This is a genomic window from Acidobacteriota bacterium, from assembly GCA_033549365.1.
Lineage (GTDB): Bacteria > Acidobacteriota > Aminicenantia > Aminicenantales > Saccharicenantaceae > JAWSUF01.
Genome location: JAWSUF010000002.1, coordinates 233,992 through 250,556 on the forward strand (window position 1 = coordinate 233,992; position 16,565 = coordinate 250,556).

A 16,565-nucleotide genomic window follows, 5' to 3' on the forward strand; every position below is an offset into this window, starting at 1 on the left:
ATGAACGAAAGAATACAAAAACTCAGGCAGCAATCCCTGGACGCGCCGCCCTCGATCAGCTCGGAACGAGCCCGGCTGGTCACCGAGTTTTATGCAAGTCCCGAGTCACGCGGGATTTCCGTCCCCATGCAGAGAGCCCGGGTCTTCAGGCACATCATGGAAAACAAGGCGGTCTGCATCAACGACGGCGAGATCATCGTCGGAGAACGCGGTCCGGCCCCCAAAGCGACCCCGACTTATCCCGAGGTCACCTGTCACAGCCTCGAGGATCTGGATATCCTGAACAGCCGGCCCAAGACCTCCTTCGCCGTGGATGCCGGAACGAAAAAAGTGTATAAGGACACGGTCATCCCGTTCTGGAAGGGCCGGTCCATGAGGGACCGCATTTTCGCCGAGATGACGCCGGAGTGGAAAGACGCCTACGAGGCCGGAGTCTTCACCGAGTTCATGGAACAGCGGGCCCCGGGACACACGGTTCTGGGCGGGACGATTTATCGCAAGGGCCTGCTTGAGATCAAGAACGACATCGCGGCCGCCCTGGCCGGCCTCGATTTTCTCAACGATCCCGAGGCTCTCGACAAACAGGAGGAGCTTCGGGCCATGGCGGTTTGCGCGAACGCGCTTGTCACCTACGCCCGTCGCCACGCCGCGGCCGCCCGCGATCTTGCCGCCGGGGAAAAGAAGGCTCTCCGCAAAGCCGAACTCGAAAAAATCGCCGAGGTCTGCGAGCGCGTTCCGGCCGAGGCGCCTCGGGATTTCCATGAAGCCCTGCAGGCCTATTGGTTCGTCCATATCGGCGTCATCACCGAGTACAACACCTGGGATTCCTTCAACCCCGGCCGTCTCGACCAGCATCTCCAGCCGTTCTACAAAGCCGGTCTGGACGAGGGAACGCTGACCGTCGAAAGCGCCCGGGAACTTCTTCAGGCTTTCTGGGTCAAGTTCAACAACCAGCCCGCGCCGCCCAAGGTCGGGGTGACGGCCGAAGAAAGCGGCACCTATACCGACTTCGCCCTCATCAACGTCGGCGGCCTCAAGGAGGACGGCACGGACGCGGTGAACGACCTCTCCTATCTCATCCTCGACGTCATCGAGGAGATGCGCCTTCTGCAACCGAGCTCCATGGTCCAGATCAGCGCCAAAGGTCCGGACCGGTTTCTGCTGCGGGCGCTCAAGATCGTCAAAACGGGATTCGGCCAGCCGTCGATTTTCAACACCGATGCCATCGTCAAGGAACTCATCCGCCAGGGAAAATCCGTCCAGGACGCCCGTGCCGGCGGCGCCAGCGGCTGCGTCGAGGCCGGCGCCTTCGGTCGCGAGGCCTACATTCTCACGGGATATTTCAATCTGCCGAAAATCTTTGAGATCACGCTTCACAACGGGCTCGATCCGCGGACCGGAAAGAGAATCGGGCTCGAAACAGGCGAACCGTCGTCATTCGCAACATTCGACGATGTGTTCGAAGCCTACGGACGGCAAATCCGGCATTTCGCCGACATCAAGGTCCGCGGCAGCAACGTCATCGAGAAACTCTACATGGATGTTCTTCCGGCGCCGTTTCTCTCGCTTCTCATCGAGGACTGCATCGCCCGGGGGAGGGACTATCACGGTGGAGGCGCCCGGTACAACACGAACTATATTCAGGGCGTCGGCATGGGCACGATCACGGACATTCTGGCGTCCGTCAAACACCATGTTTTTGAAAAGAAAACCGTCGCCCTGACCGAACTCGTCGACGTCCTCGACCGGAATTTCGAGAACCGCGAGGACCTGCGGCGGATCTTCCTCAACAAGACGCCGAAATACGGAAACGACGACGACGCAGCCGACTCCCTCATGACACGGGTCTTCGAGACGTATTTCGAGGCCGTGGACGGGCGGCCGACGCCGCGAGGCGGGCGCTACCGGATCAATCTCCTGCCCACAACGGCCCACGTCTATTTCGGCAAGGTGACGGGGGCGACGGCGGACGGCCGGAAGGCCGGCGAGCCCGTCTCCGAAGGCATCTCGCCCGTCCAGGGCGCCGACCGTCACGGACCCACGGCCGTCATCAAGTCGGTGGGCAAGATGGACCATATCCGGACCGGAGGAACGCTCCTCAACCAGAAATTTACGCCCCAGCTTCTCGAAGATGAAGACGGCTTGTGGAAGCTCGCGCAGCTTGTCCGGTCCTACTTCCGCATGGACGGCCACCACATCCAGTTCAACGTCGTCACAGCCGATCTCCTCAAGGAGGCCCGCAAGCATCCCGAAAAGCACCGCGACCTCATCGTCCGCGTGGCCGGGTACAGCGACTATTTCGTCGATTGCAGCGCCGAACTTCAGGAGGAGATCATCCAGCGCACCGAACACCACGACTATTGACCGGCCATCTCAGCTTGCGCACCCGCGCCGGTTCCGGCGGGGTGCGGAAAAAGCGCCGGATCGGCAATGCGTTTAGGGGTGCGGATCGACCGGGCGGACGTCGTCGGGTTCGAGGTGGACGACGGCATCAACGATTTCCAGGCCGCCTTCGATCAGGTGATCCTTGACCTCCTCGGATATGTCGTGTCCCCGGCTCACCGGCATTTCGGGATCGACGGTGATGTGAAGATCGACGGCCACGTAAGATCCGCCGACGTAGCGGGTCCGGACGCCGTGCACATGTCGGACGCCTGTGACGGCTCCCGCGATGCGATGGATGGCGGCGACGGTCTCGGCCGGGGCGGCCCCGTCGAGGAGTTTGTCCAGCTCGAGCCGCAGAATCCTGACGGCCGCCCGGAAAATGAATAGGGAGACAACGACGGCGCCGATGTGATCCACAAAGGCCCATTCCGGCTTGATCCGGGCCACGGCGACGGCGATGAGCGCCGGGAGGGAGCTCAGGGCGTCCGATCTCTGATGCCAGGCGTTGGCCAGAAGCGGCATGGACCGCAGATCCCGGCTCTTGCCCATCGTCCATCGGCAGAGAATCTCCTTGGTGATGATGGAAACGGCCGCCGCGATGACGGCGATCGTGCCGGGAGGAGAGACGTCGTGTTTTTCAGAAAGCGTCGTGATCGCATTCCAAACGATGCCGCAACCGACTGCGATCAGGACCAGACCGATGCCCGTCGTGATCAGAATTTCCAGCCGGTTATGGCCGTGCGGGTGGGTGTTGTCGGGAGGCCGGGACCAATACTTCCCCCCGACCAGGATGGCGACATCGGTCGAAACATCGGAAAGGGAATGAACGGCGTCGGCCGTGACGGCTTGGCTCCTCCCGATGATCCCGGCTGTGAATTTGAAAGCGGCGAGAGCCAGGTTGACGATAAGGCCGACCCATGTGACTTTGGCCACTTGCGAATTTTGTATTTCGCGCGCCGTTGTGTTCATCGAATGTCCCCAAAAGAAAAAATGAAGTCTATCATAAGCCTTCCGATCGCCCGAAATTCAAGATTCGGGTCGGTATGGAATGCCGTATTCAAAGGCCCGTTGACAAGACGGCTAAAGCTCGAGATCCGGGTCCGAAGCCATTCCGGCGAAGGCCAGGTAAATCCATTTGGCGACATCCTCCATAAGCTCCGGCGTCAGCGTGTTCGTCGTATCCAGCGGATCGTGGTAGTAGATCGTCTTGTCGGTCCCCATGGTTCCGATGCTCAGGGTCCGGAATCCCGCCCGGCTGAAGATGACGCCGTCGGAACGCGGCCGGCCGATGGGTTTCCGGGCTTCGGTCGCCCTCATGTCGCGGTGAATGAACCGGTTGTTGGCCGTTTCGAAATGCCTCAGAATTTCCGGAAAGGACTGTCCGCCGCCGAGTACAAGGCCCGTCCCCGTCCCGACCATGTCCAGGTTGAAAAAGGCCACGGTCTTGTCCTTGGGAAACACCGGATTCCGAGTGTAGTGAATGGAGCCCTGCAGCCCACTTTCCTCGGCCCCGATGAACAGGAACATGATGGACCGGGCCGGACGGACGGGCAGGGCGGCCAGCGCTCGGGCCGCGCCGAGAATGTTGACACATCCCGAGGCGTTGTCCAGGGCGCCCGGCATGAACAGGCCGGCCAGAGTGCCGATGCCGTCGAGGTGGCCGCCGACGATGATGACCTCGTCCTTCAGGACGGGATCGGCGCCGTCGAGGATGCCGATGACATTGCAGGTTTTCCGGTCGGGATGAAAGACGGTTTCGGCGTCGATGGTCGCCTTTTTTCCCATGTTGAATGAGGCCGGGCGGCGGGTCTTGATGAGGCTTTCCTTGACGGTCGGATAGGTTTTTCCCGTTCCGAAGAAGAGATGGTCGACGACGGGCATGTCGGGATGCACGTAAATCAGACCGGGATTGTAGGAGGTGTTCGGATTGGCCGCTTTGCCGATGTAGAGAAGGCCGGATGCGCCCTGGCGGGCGGCATTGTCGAGCTTGTGCTGGTGATAACTGTAAGGTTCCCAGCGGGTGATTTCGTCGGGGTCGTTTCCGGCGTAGGGGACGCCGGCGTCAACCAGCACGATTTTGCCGCGGACGTCGACGCCTTGATAGTCGTCGTAGCCGAGTTCGGGCGCCGTGATGCCGAATCCGGCGAATACGACGTCCGCCGAAACCGTGCCGGAGCCGGAATTGTAGCCCGGGTAATAGTCATCGGGGAATTTATAAGCGACCGTGAGCGTCTCGCCGCCCCGTCCCGGAACATGGATGGACAGACCGCCGGGACTCAGGACTTCGACATAGGGCTTGTCGAACCACTGGAAATAGGTTCCGTCGTCCCCGCCCGGACGGATGCCCCATTCGGTGAGACGGTCGGCGACCCAGCGGGCGGCTTCGATATAGCCTGGATGCCCGGCGGGGCGTCCGTCGTATTTCTCCGAGCTCAGCTTGACGGCATAGTCCAGAATGTCGTGGCTTGAAATCGTGTGAAAAATCCGGAGCATGTCCCGTTCGGCGTCGGAAATGCCCGAGGGCGTTTGAGCGGCGGGAAGTGCGGCACCCAGGGCGATCAGAAGGGTCAGAAAAAGAGATTTTTTCATGGCGACGTTTCCTCCTCGATCCTAAGAATCCACTATAAAGCTTCGGTCCCGGGAAGACAAGCCCGGGTGTGGCTTCGGCCGTTTGCATTTTGCATCGGGACAGGCTATCGTATCTCCCACAATGTTCAACAACACGGAAACCGCTTTCATCATTAAGTCCGACGGGCAACTCCTCAAGGCCTGGTGGCTGTTCAAGACGGTCTCGTTCCCGCGTCTGGTCAAGTTCGGGAAGGTTCTTCTGGCCATCGCAAGATTCCTTCACATTCCCATCAAATGGATGGTGAAACCGACGATTTTCGCCCATTTTTGCGGAGGGGAGACGCTGGAATCCTGCGCTCCCGTCGTCGAGCGCCTGGCCGCCCACAACGTTCGGTCCATTCTGGACTATTCGGTCGAGGGCAAGGAATCGGAGGAGGACATCACGGCCGCCCTGGATGAGACGCTGCGGGCCGTGCGGCATGCGGTGGCCGATCGCAACATCCCCTTCGCCGTCTTCAAGCCGACGGCCTTCGCGCCTTTCGAAATTCTCGAAAAGGCCGCGGCGGGGGAATTGAGAACCGAGGCGGAAAAAGCCGAGGCGGCCAAGTTCGAAAAACGCCTGGAGACATTGTTCCGAACCGCCTGGGAAGGAGACAAGCCCATCATGATCGACGCCGAGGAGACCTGGATTCAGTCCACGATCGACGACCTCGTGCACCGCCTGATGGAGACCTACAACACGAAAAAGGCCATCGTCTTCAACACGCTGCAGATGTACCGGCACGACCGGCTGTCGTTCCTCGGGAAGGCCCTGGCCGCCGCCGAAAAAGGCAACTATTTTCTGGGCATCAAACTCGTCCGTGGCGCCTATATGGAGAAGGAGCGGGCCCGGGCCGAAAAACTCGGATATCCCTCACCCATTCATCCGGACAAGCCGGCGACCGACAAGGCCTATGACGACGCCCTGACCTTTTGCGTCGAACACATCGACAGGATTTCGGTCTTCAACGGCACACACAACGAGGCGAGCTGCCTCCACCTTATGGATCTCCTGAAAAAGAAGGGCCTGCCGCCGAACGATCCGCGGGTCTGGTCCTCCCAGCTCTACGGAATGAGCGACCACATCAGCTTCAACATGGCCCGGGCCGGATACAACGTCGCCAAGTACATTCCCTACGGACCCGTGAAACACGTTCTCCCGTATCTCCTCCGCCGGGCCGAGGAAAACACGGCCGTGGCCGGACAGACGGGCCGCGAACTGAGGTTGCTGAGCGAGGAACGGAAGAGACGGAAAGTCGCCCGCACCGCGGTCAGGTGAAGATGATCTGGCCTCCGGCGGCGAGCTCGTAGAACCGCCCGACGTTGATCACGGCCTCGACCTGGGGGCAGAAATCCTCCATCTTCAGCTTGAACATGTCGACGGTCGCCTTGCAGGCGAAAAGCCGGCAGCCGGCGTCCGAAACCATCTCGACAAACTCCGGAACGGGGGGGATATCGAGCTTGTCCATGGTCTTGTTCATCATGGCCGTAGCCATGGCCGACATCCCGGGGAGCATGCCCAGGAGGGTCGGCATGTGCATGCCGGGATTGCCCACCGTGGCGATCTTGATTCGGCCCATTCTTTTTTTTATGACGGCGTCGAGGCCGAAGAAGGTGAAAAACAGATTGGCCTCGATGCCCTCCAGGCGGGCACCGTTGGCCATGATCAGCCCGGGGTAGACGCCGTCCAGTCCGCCCTTGGATATGATGATCGATAGTTTGCGGATCTTGTCATCCATGGTTCTCTCCTCAGACGCAGCCTTCGGGCTTCTTGAGCCCTGCGATCCGGGCCGCTTTTTTGGCCGGACCGCCGGGAAAGAGGGCATAAAGTTCCTTGGTGCCGACAACACCCGATTTGTTGAGACGGCGGACGCTTGGCACCTGCCCGTTCTCCAGGAACTCCTTCTGCAGAAACTCGATGACCTTCCAATGGTCCGCCGTGAGTGCCGGGATGCCTTCTTCGGCCGCAACGGCCTCGGCGATTTCGCGTGTCCATTGGGAAAAGTCGGTCAGAAAACCCTCGGCATCGACGTCGGCGGCGGCCGCTCCGAATTGTTTTTGGGGCATTGATTCCTCCTTGCCGTTAAGCCTTCGATTTTGGGCGCTTCTTGCCGGCTGTGCGCATCCGGGCGGGGACGAAAGGAATGGGAAGCCCTCTCAAAAGAACGTTCCAGTAGATCCAGCGGAAGGCGAGCTTGCTCCAATGATTGATCCGGCTGGGCTTGAGCAGCGGCATCGGGCCGACGACTGGAAACGGAAACCGTCCCGGAAGCGGTTCGACATCGTAATTGAAGTCGATGAGGACGGCCTTTCCGCGCCCCGTCTCGACGAAGCAGTTGGCATGGCCGTCGAAGCCGGGCTCCAGGGGACGTCCGGCGACGGTTCGAAGGATGTTCTCGATCAGGGTATCAGATTGAAAATGGGCCACGGATCCGGCTTTGGAAGTCGGCAAATCGGTCGCGTCCCCGATGGCGAAGATGTTTTCGTAAGCCTTGGATCGGAGTGTATGACGATCTGTGGGTAGAAAGCGGAACTCGTCGCCCATTCCCGACCTCTCGATCAGGGCATCACCCATGTTGGTCGGAACCGTGACCAGGAGGTCGTAAGGGACTTCCCGGCCGTCGAAGCCGATGAGCTTCCGGCCGGCCGCGTCGGCTCGCTCGGCGTTGAATTCGGTCACCATGCGGATGCCTTTTTCCTCGAGCAGTCCGGCCAGCGCCGCGGCCGCCACGGGCTTGGTGAAGGCGCCGTCGAGCGGCGTGACGTAGACGATGTCGATCTCCCCGCGCCGGCCGTGGCGGGTCAGGCACCAGTCGCAGAAAAAGGCGAACTCGATGGGGGCGACGGGGCATTTGATGGGCATTTCGTTGACATGGACGGCGATCGTGCCGCCGGGGAAAGACCGGAGCTTTTCCCCCAGGGCTTCGGCACCGTCCGGCGTGTAGAAATCGAAGATCGTGTTGCGCCAGCCTTCAAGAAGGCCGGGGGTTTCACCGGGGACGATCTCGGCGCCCGTTGCGACGACAAGGATGTCATAGGGCATCCGGACGCCGTCGCGGAAGACGATCTCGCTCGCCTCGGGCCGGATGGTCTCGACTTCGGAGACGACGAAACGGACGCCCTTGGGCAGGAATTTCGACTTGGGCTTGACGATATCCGCCCGCGTATAGAAACCGAAGGGGATGAACAGAAACCCCGGCTGGTAATAGTGGGCGTCGTCCCTGTCGACGACGGTCACGGCCCATTCCGCCTCCGGAAGGCGCCTGCGGATGAGGTTGGCGACGACGGTCCCCGCCGTCCCGGCCCCGAGGATGAGGAGATGCTTGTTTCGTGCGGGCATGTCGGCTTCCTTTAATCCCGACCAATTATATATTATTTATCGAAACCAATCCAGAGCCTGCAGAGAGCCTTGATTTCCCGGAGAATCGAGCATCTGCCGATCATCATTCAATGAGGGACAAGCCCTCAATTCGGCCGTAATCCCGCCTGTTTAAGGTTGCCAAACCGGACCCCGGCATAGATTCGGTCCGCGGCCAAGTCGGAAAAAGGATCGCATCCTTCGCCGCGCCAGGTGACGGAGTCTCTGATCAGCGGCGGCACTTGAGGAGTGCTTCCGCTTTGACGATGGCAGCGGCAGCCCCGTCAAGACTTCTCCGGACGTAAGACCAGGGTTTTCTTTTCATGTTCATGAAAGCCCGGAACTGGGATTGAGTCTGCTTTCCCAGGGAGATTTTCAGTGTCCGAAGCGTTTTCCGGGGAATATCCAAAACGGCCTCCCTTTCAGAGCCGTCCGGGTCGTCCAGTTCCCGAAACGCCTCCAACAGGCGGACGTGGATGATATTCTTAGCCTCTTCGAGCCTGTTCATGATATCCGTTTTTCCCGCTGCTCCGGATTCGGATTTCAACCGACCCCGCCCGAAAAGCGGATTCAGATTGATCTCCCAGACTTGGGGCCGGCCGTCCTGCATCCCGTAATCGATCCGCCCGTAGTCCGCGCCGGCGATGTCGAAGATCTCCCGAAGCAAAGATTCATGTGGATTGTTTTCGAGATAGTCCAGGACCTCGCCGGCGATTTCAGGGCTCCAAGCTTCGAACTTCACGACCCAGTGAGAGCTGATATTGACGTAGCGGGGCACAATCCTATTGCCGATCTTGAAGGCCGAGTACTTCCGAAATAGGCCGGATCCGTCTGATGTATCGCAGAGCTCGACGGCCAGAAGCTCGGACCGGCGATATCCCAGAATCATTTTTTCGCGGATGGCCCGCTCAAGGGATGCACGGTCGGGAAGCAAATTCGTCAACGCACCCAGATGATGATTTTCAGCCCGGAGAAAGACCGGGTAATTGAGCGAATCCAGGGATTCGGAGGCCCGAACGGCCCGGAATCGATTGATGCCGAGGGCATGGAGCCTGCAAAGCAGTTCGTACCGCAAGAGAACCCGATCGGGATGGTTCAAGATTTTCAGTCCTGGGCCGCTCCGGAAAAGACTCCGGGCGACTTGACCTGCGACATCGCGCTGGAACGGAGACAGGTGATCGAGGTTGGAAAAGATAAAGGTTCCGCACGGAAAGCTTGGGAAACGGTGCAAATCATCGAGATAGAGGATCCGCAGGAATCCGGCCAGAGGTTTTCCGCGCCCGGCCAGGTAGCGGGTGATGCCCCGGTTCTCATCCCGAGTGACGAGATAATGAATCATGGAATTTTCCGTTCCTTCCGCGAGACGATGGAAGTGACGGCCATGCCTTCGGAAACGTGCAGAATGGTCTTGAAGATATCCGGGATGGCGTCCACGCCTTTCAGCAGCACGATTCCTTCCATGGGGATGCCGGCGGCCAGATAAAGAGGCAGGATCGTGTATGTTCCCCCGCTTGGAATGCCGGGTGTGCTGAAACTGAGGAAAAGCGATGTGGCCACAAAACCGGCAATTGTGGCCGGAGAAAGATCGATCCCGTAGACGTGGGCGAGAAAGATAAGCTTGAGAGGACTCGAAACGGCGCGTGTGAGCTTGAATGTGGAGACCGAAAGAGGGAGGACAAAACCGGCCGCAGGTTTGGGAAGGTTGAGTTTTTCGGCTCCTTCAAGAAGAGTCGGCAGGCAGGCCAGGGAGGATCGAGTTCCGGCGGCGACGGCCTGGGAAGGCCAGAGCGCGGCCGCATATATCCGGAGGGGGATGCGGCCTCCGACCGATGCGGGGATATAAAGCGCCAGGGTATAGAGGATCAGCAGGAGGCTTGTCAGGATGATGAATGCCGTAACCACACCGGCGAGGGAGAGACCCGTTTCGGCGGCCAGGGCGAAGGAGAGGCCGAAGACGGCCGCAGGGAGAAGCAGGAGAATTCCGTTGAGCAGAGCGGTCAACCGCAAGGCCGTCCGGCGGAAAAAATCCGTCAAAGCCTTTCTTCGGTTATTATCGAGGCGCGTGGACGCCAGGGCCAGGAGAAATGTCACGGCAATGACCGGGAGGAGATTGTCCCTCACGGGTTTCATGACGGGCTCCAGAGTGACGACGGCCGCCAAACCACCCGGGAGCCGAGGGGTGTCGCCGGAGTCCGGGACGGGCTCAAGACTTGCTCCCGGTGCGGGCAAGCCGACCGGTAGCCGGGGAACGATCCACAGGCTGATCGTGACGGTAAGGAGCGCGGTCACGGCCAGAATGACGGCGTGGACAAGGAATGCCGAGATGCCGATCTTCCCCGCGGTGCTTGTCCTGGCGAAGGACAAAACGGCCAGAAAAACGGAGACGAAGATCATCGGAGCGACGAGAAGGCCGAGACAATTCGTCCAGAGCATTCCGAAGGCTTCGAAAAAGCGTGACGCGGTCAGAAGACCGGCGTCCTGTTTCGCATAGGCGGCTAGACCGAGAGCGATGCCCGCGATGAGGCCGCTCATCGAACCGAGGGTCAGATACCGCGTGTTCATCACAGCGCCCTTCTTCGGAATCCTGGAAGCGGGAATTTCAAGATGCTCCATTCCGGACGGATCCGTGAGATCAGGACCAGTATGAGTCCGTAGGCCGCCGTTCCTGCGGCGGCGGCCGCCGCCGTCATCGCGGCCGTCGGGAAAGTCAAGGCCGGTTCGGTCTTGAAGGCGCTTCGAATCAGAAGGATGACACCCGCCATGACCAGGGCGCCTGCAGCCGGGGGGCAGATGGCCTCGAAATATCTTCGGGCGGAGACACGAAGGGTCCTTTGGGACAACAGAAGCGCGATTCCGGCGGCCGCCGCCGCGCCGAGTCCGGCGCCGAAAGCGGCTCCGGCAATTCCCCATCTCCGGGAGAGCGGATAAAGAACGAACAGCAGAACGAGAACCCTGGCGGAGTGCATGAGCACGTCGTTTCGAGGAGATCCGGTTCCCCGGAAAAGCGGACTGGCCGCCTGGGCCGCGGCCATGACAGCTCCGGCCACGGTTAATAGCCGAATGGCCGGAACGGCCTCGAGCCACTGAGGACCGAGGAGTACGGACGTGATTTCAGGGGTCAAGCAGAGGAGGATCGTTGCCGGGAGAAGGGCGACGGTCCAGACCGTCCCGAGGACCCTGAACCAGGCGGACTGAAGGCGTGCGGCATCGTCCTGGATCTTGGCCACGGCGGGAAAAACCACCCGGGTTGCGATACGGCTGATTTCGCCCGTCGCCAAGTCCGCTGTTCTCGATGCCACCAGGAAAAGGCCCAACAGGGCGGTTCCCAAAAGCCGGCCGACGAAGATTTGCCCAAGGTTAGCCCCGAAATAGAGAAGAATCCCTGAAAGGACAATCCATTTTCCGTACCGGAAAAGCTCGCTCGCTCTGGCGAAATCCAACCGGAGTCTCGGCCGGTACGGCGACATGAGATAGGAAATCGCGCTCTGAGCCGCGACTCCCGCCAGGAAACCCCAGGCCAGCGCCAAGTAGCTTCTCAGCAAAAAAGCGGTACTGATTGAGACCGTGAAGTCGACCGCCGCCCCGATGAATTCATAGCGGAAATATTTATGATAGGCGAGGTCTTTTTCGAAAAAAACCACGGCGATATTCGCCGCCGCCCGGAAGAGAAAGGATACCGACAGCAGCCGAATGACCGGTGCCGCCTCCGGCGTATTGAAAAACAAGGCGGCCTGGGGGGCGAGGACAAATAGGAACAGGGCCAAAAAACCTCTCCGGATGATTCCGATGGTCCAGGCGGTGTCAAGGTAAAGCTTCGTATCGGTTTTCTTGTGGATCAGGGCCTGGATGAATCCGCTGTGAAAAAACGTCGTCAGAAAATCCACCGTCAGAAGGGCCACGGCGAAGGTCCCGAAATCCTTCGGGGAGAGAAGACGGGCGAGCACGGCCAGCCGGACGGCCCTCAGAATCCCGGCGCTGATTCTCAAAACGGCGATCCATGATGCGCCTTTAACCACGGATAAACCGAGATTTTCGGGAGAACCTTCGGCCGGCATGGCCTTCATTTTACTCGAATCTCATGATTCCGGAAAAGCATTTCATGAAAGGTGTTTTAGGTGTGCCGGATTCGTTGACAGATCTCGCGGTCTGAAGTACATTCAGCTTTTCCGATGCTCCATGTCGTCATCGTCTACCCGATGGATCCGCTGGGTTCCAAAATCGGCGGAGTGGTCACGTTTCTCAAAGGACTCATCGCCCATTCTCCCCCGGATTTCCATTTCGATTTCTTCGGCATCACGTCTGATCGCCGGAATCGGCCTCTCTGGAAAAGGCGGACTCTTGCGTTCGGAGCGAAATCTTTCTCGTTTGTTCCCGTTCTCGAAAAAAGGAACGAAAACGAGAAAGATCCTATCCCCCTTGCCCTGAAATTCAGCCTGGCTCTTCTCCTGCGCCGTGTCCGTCCGGCTCCGGGCGTTTTCGTCTTCAACAGAATTGAGCCATCGCTTGCTTTTCCGGGAAGGACCGACCCCAAGATCGGATTCATTCATTCGGATATGACCCGCCAAACGGCCGCCGGGGCGACCGAAGTCCTGTGGTCCCGCTGGCCGCATGCCTATTCGCTTTTAGAAAAGGCGGCTTTCCGGCGTCTCCATATGGTTTTCGTCAACAACCGTAGGAGTCTGGAGCACTATATGCGCCGCCATCCCCGGGCGACGGGCAAGTTCGCCTATGTTTCGATTTGGGTGGATCCCGAGCTTTTTTTCCCCTCCGCCGAGTCGAAACGCTCCGCCCGGGAAAATCTCCGGCAGATCCGTCCTTTTCTTCCAATCGATGACCCCTGGATCGTTTTCGCGGGACGGCTTCAAAAGGTCAAGAACCCCCGGCTGGCCGTCGCCGGCTTCCGGCAATTTCGCCGGGCGGGCGGCGCCGGAAAGCTTCTCATCATCGGTGAAGGCAATCTCAGGGAGCGGATCGCCGAAACCATCCGCCGGGAAGAACTGGTGGACGATGTTTTTCTGCTCGGCGAGATGACGCAGAAGGCTTTGGCGGATTTTTATCGGGCCGCGGACATCCTTGTCTCGACCAGCCTGACCGAGGGCGGACCGCGTTCAGTCCTGGAGGCCCTCGGCAGTGGAATTCCCGTCGTAACCACGGACGTCGGCGAAGTTCGTTGCTTTGTCAGGAGCGGAGTTTCTGGAGAGATCGTCGACGCCTCGGCAGAGGACATCGGCAATGCCCTCGACAGGATTCTCAGTCGCCCGGATATCTACACTGTCTCCCGCTGCCTCGAATCCGTCAAGGAGCTTACGCCCCGCCGTGTCCTGCAGCCCGTTTATCAAAAAATCCGCGAGCTCGGCGAGCGGGCCGGGCGGCTGTGATTAAGGCGAAACCATGACTTTAAGGGCGCCGTCGGCGCGGGAGGCGGCCAGAATGAAAGCGTCCTGTGTCCGGTCCAGAGGGAACTGGTGGGTGGCCAGAAAGGCCGGGGAGATAAGCCCGGAGGCGACGGCCTCGACGGCCCGGCCGGTGAAGCCGTTCTGGCGGCGGACGTGAATGATTGAGATCTCGTGCCGTCGCAGGCGGCCGGCATCAAAGGAAATTCGTGAAGCCGGAGGGATGCCGAGAACCAGGAGTTTGCCGCCCGGATTGAGAACGGCCAGGGCTTGGTCAAGAGCCGCCTGATCACCGCAGCATTCGAAGACGAGATCGAGTCCGGCCGGCTCGCGGGCCGGGATGTCTTCAGCCATATCGACATCATCCGGGTTCCTCGTCCATGACGCGCCGGTTTCGGCCGCAGCCCTAAGGCGGTCTTCGACCTTGTCGGTCACGAAAACCGGACCGCAACCCTCTGCGCGCGCGGCAAGAAGCACGCAGAGCCCGATCGGTCCCGCGCCCAGAATCCCGACGCTTTTTCCCGGCGTTCCGCCGGCCAGAGATACGGCATACATGCCGATAGCCAGGGGCTCGACGAGCGCGCCCTCCTCAAAACTCACGCCGTCCGGCAGGGGGAAGACATTGGCCTCGGGGACGGAGATGAACTCAGCCAGTCCGCCGACGAGCTGTCCGGGAAAACCGAGAAAGCCGATATTCCGGCAGGTATGAGGCCGTCCGGCGCGGCACTGGTCGCATCGTCCACAGGCGATGGCGGGATCGACGGCCGCCCGCATCCCGGGTCTCAGGCGAGACACGCCGCTCCCGATCTCCTCGATGACCGCGGTGCACTCGTGTCCGGGAACGAGCGGATAGGCGACGCCGCCCGCTTCAAAATAGCCGGGGACATAATAGTGCAGATCGCTCCCGCAGATCCCGGCCCGCACAACACGCAGAAGAACATCCCGGGGATCTTTGATTTCCGGCTTGGGAATGTCCCGGATTTCGATGCGGCTGGGGCCGGCGAGAACGGCGGCCTTCACGAGTCGATCCCAGCCAGACGAACGACTCTTCTCCCGATATTCAAGATCCGGAGGGCTTGGCGTTTCAGGGGCTTCCGCTCTGCGATGGCTGCGATGTATTCGCCGAGAGCGGCGGCCGGAAGCATCTGTCTCTGACCGGGCCGCTTGGAGTAAACGTCGAAAAACTCCGTATCCACACGCCCGGGGAACACCGTTGAGACCTTGACGCCGCGTTTTCGAGCTTCCCATTTGAGCGAACGCTGAAAGCCCGTGACGCCGTGCTTGGCCGCGCAGTAGGCGGCGTATCCGCCTGTGCCGTAGAGTCCGGCGATGGAAGAAACCGTGATGATGTGTCCGCGGCGGCCCGCTTTGATCATCCGTCTCAAGGCCTCGCGCGAGCAGAGAAAAACGCTCGTCAGATCGGTGTCGAGAACCTCTCGCCAGTCTTCATCCCGGATTTCGAGGATGTCGGCCTTGAGGCCCCGCCCGGCGTTGTTGACGAGGATATCGACCGGGCCGAAAATCTTTTCCGTTTCATCGAAAAGGCGCCGGACGTCCTCCGGCCGGGTGACGTCGGCCGGAACGGCGGCGGCCCGGAAACCGTGTCCGGTCAGTTTCTCCCTCACAAGATCCAGTTTGTCCGCCCGCCGCCCGGCCAGAACGACGGCGGCGCCGCGCCGGGCGCAGGCTTGGGCCGCCGCCGAGCCGATTCCGGAACCGGCCCCGGTGACGATCAGGACCTTATCCGTCAAGAAACCCATGGGTTTTCAGCCAGTCGACGGTTTCCCGAATCGTTTCCGGAAAAGAAACGGACGGCCGCCACTGAAGATCTTTGCGGGCCCGGGAATTGTCGCAGTAGCGGAACCTGAAACAATTGTCGACATCTTCTGCGGTGACTTCGATTTTTTTCGGGCTGGCGGCTTCCAGAAAGCGCGCCAATCGATAGAGAAACGGGCCGGCGGCCCGGGGTGCGTTCCATCGGGGCGGACGAACCCCCAGTTCTTCAGCCGTGATCCGGTTGATGTCCCGGAACGTGTGGTTGTCTCCGGAGAGGAGATAGCGCCCCCGGCGCACGCCGTTTTTCATGACGGCCCGGATTCCCTCCGCTGCGTCCCGGACATGCATGACGCTCATCCCCCCGGGCATGTTGAAGGCGATGCGTCCTTGTTGCATCGCCCGGATGAATCGGGCCGAATTGGAAAGATCGCCGGGGCCGAACATCAGGCTCGGATGAAGAACGACCGCGTCCAACCCCTCCGCCATGCTCTGAAGGACGGCCTCGTCGGCCAGGTGCTTGGTCAACATGTAGAATTTTTTCCGGCGGCGGGCGATTTTCCAGTCGAAGGCGAAATCCTCGTCGACCGGCTGTCCCCTGTTGCCGTTGTATCCCACGGCGGCCACGGAACTGACGTGAACCAAGCGGGAGACATGATGGGCGGCGATCGCCCGGAGGACATTGAGGGTCCCCTCCACGTTGACGGCGAGAAGACTCTTTCGGTCCTTTCGCGACGTCGTCACCAGACCGGCCAGGTGAATGACGGCGTCCTTTCCGGCGAAGGCGCTTTCGATGGCTGTGTAGCTTGTGATGTCCGCAAGGACGGTCGATATCTCCGGCCGTTCGCTCAGCCCGAAAAGATCGATGGCGGGGCCTTGCTTGTCGAGAATGGTGAGGACCGCCCCGGGAAACTCCTCGAGAAGCGCCCGGACGACATATTGGCCCAGGAAGCCGTGTCCCCCGGTGATCAGAACGGCCGGTCCCCGGGCCGCTTCCCCGCTTCGCGTCCGGAATTTCTCTTCCATGGATGTCGAAACGCTCACGGTGG

The 16,565-nt window shown here is 60.4% G+C and carries 14 protein-coding genes; 3 read left to right on the top strand and 11 right to left on the bottom strand.

The annotated features are described in order from the left end of the window. Complete coding sequence (locus SCM96_03870; protein MDW7759760.1) at positions 1-2,364, top strand: glycyl radical protein; 2,364 nt, start codon at positions 1-3, stop codon at positions 2,362-2,364. Between the two features lie 72 nt (positions 2,365-2,436). On the opposite strand, the gene SCM96_03875 is transcribed toward SCM96_03870, so the two are convergent. Next, a complete protein-coding gene (locus SCM96_03875) occupies positions 2,437-3,354 on the bottom strand; it encodes a cation diffusion facilitator family transporter (protein ID MDW7759761.1) in 918 nt (305 codons plus the stop codon). Positions 3,355-3,465: 111 nt separating this feature from the next. After that, entirely contained in the window at positions 3,466-4,974 is a 1,509-nt protein-coding gene (locus tag SCM96_03880) for a M28 family peptidase (protein MDW7759762.1), read from the bottom strand. 121 nt (positions 4,975-5,095) lie between these two features. Between SCM96_03880 and SCM96_03885 the strand changes: the two genes are divergently transcribed. Beyond that, complete coding sequence (locus SCM96_03885) at positions 5,096-6,271, top strand: proline dehydrogenase family protein (GenBank protein ID MDW7759763.1); 1,176 nt, start codon at positions 5,096-5,098, stop codon at positions 6,269-6,271. On the opposite strand, the gene SCM96_03890 is transcribed toward SCM96_03885, so the two are convergent. From SCM96_03890 to SCM96_03915, 6 genes are all read right to left on the bottom strand, one after another. After that, on the bottom strand, positions 6,264-6,731 hold the full coding sequence (locus tag SCM96_03890; protein ID MDW7759764.1) for a DsrE/DsrF/DrsH-like family protein: 468 nt from the start codon (positions 6,729-6,731) through the stop codon (positions 6,264-6,266). The two genes, SCM96_03885 and SCM96_03890, sit on opposite strands and share 8 nt — an antisense overlap. A gap of 10 nt (positions 6,732-6,741) precedes the next feature. After that, positions 6,742-7,059: a TusE/DsrC/DsvC family sulfur relay protein gene (locus SCM96_03895; GenBank protein MDW7759765.1), complete on the bottom strand. Its 318-nt coding sequence runs from the start codon at positions 7,057-7,059 to the stop codon at positions 6,742-6,744. 16 nt (positions 7,060-7,075) lie between these two features. Beyond that, positions 7,076-8,332 (bottom strand): FAD/NAD(P)-binding oxidoreductase, encoded by a 1,257-nt coding sequence (locus tag SCM96_03900; GenBank protein MDW7759766.1) that lies wholly within the window; start codon positions 8,330-8,332, stop codon positions 7,076-7,078. A gap of 247 nt (positions 8,333-8,579) precedes the next feature. Continuing rightward, positions 8,580-9,689: a hypothetical protein gene (locus SCM96_03905; protein ID MDW7759767.1), complete on the bottom strand. Its 1,110-nt coding sequence runs from the start codon at positions 9,687-9,689 to the stop codon at positions 8,580-8,582. Beyond that, entirely contained in the window at positions 9,686-10,912 is a 1,227-nt protein-coding gene (locus SCM96_03910; protein MDW7759768.1) for a cation:dicarboxylase symporter family transporter, read from the bottom strand. Before SCM96_03910 ends, SCM96_03905 begins: the two co-directional genes overlap by 4 nt. Next, positions 10,912-12,414 carry an oligosaccharide flippase family protein gene (locus tag SCM96_03915; protein MDW7759769.1) on the bottom strand — a complete coding sequence of 501 codons (1,503 nt, stop codon included), beginning with the start codon at positions 12,412-12,414 and terminating at the stop codon, positions 10,912-10,914. The genes SCM96_03910 and SCM96_03915 overlap by 1 nt, the downstream gene beginning before the upstream one ends. A 105-nt stretch (positions 12,415-12,519) precedes the next feature. Here SCM96_03915 and SCM96_03920 point away from each other — a divergent pair, with 105 nt between their 5' ends. Further along, positions 12,520-13,728, top strand: a complete 1,209-nt coding sequence (locus SCM96_03920; GenBank protein ID MDW7759770.1) for a glycosyltransferase family 4 protein — start codon at positions 12,520-12,522, stop codon at positions 13,726-13,728. On the opposite strand, the gene SCM96_03925 is transcribed toward SCM96_03920, so the two are convergent. From SCM96_03925 to SCM96_03935, 3 genes are read right to left on the bottom strand one after another with little or no spacing between them, the layout of a single operon-like run. Beyond that, on the bottom strand, positions 13,729-14,763 hold the full coding sequence (locus tag SCM96_03925; GenBank protein MDW7759771.1) for an alcohol dehydrogenase catalytic domain-containing protein: 1,035 nt from the start codon (positions 14,761-14,763) through the stop codon (positions 13,729-13,731). Further along, on the bottom strand, positions 14,760-15,503 hold the full coding sequence (locus SCM96_03930) for an SDR family oxidoreductase (GenBank protein ID MDW7759772.1): 744 nt from the start codon (positions 15,501-15,503) through the stop codon (positions 14,760-14,762). The genes SCM96_03925 and SCM96_03930 overlap by 4 nt, the downstream gene beginning before the upstream one ends. After that, complete coding sequence (locus tag SCM96_03935) at positions 15,484-16,560, bottom strand: NAD-dependent epimerase/dehydratase family protein (GenBank protein ID MDW7759773.1); 1,077 nt, start codon at positions 16,558-16,560, stop codon at positions 15,484-15,486. The genes SCM96_03930 and SCM96_03935 overlap by 20 nt, the downstream gene beginning before the upstream one ends. Positions 16,561-16,565: the final 5 nt, after the last annotated feature.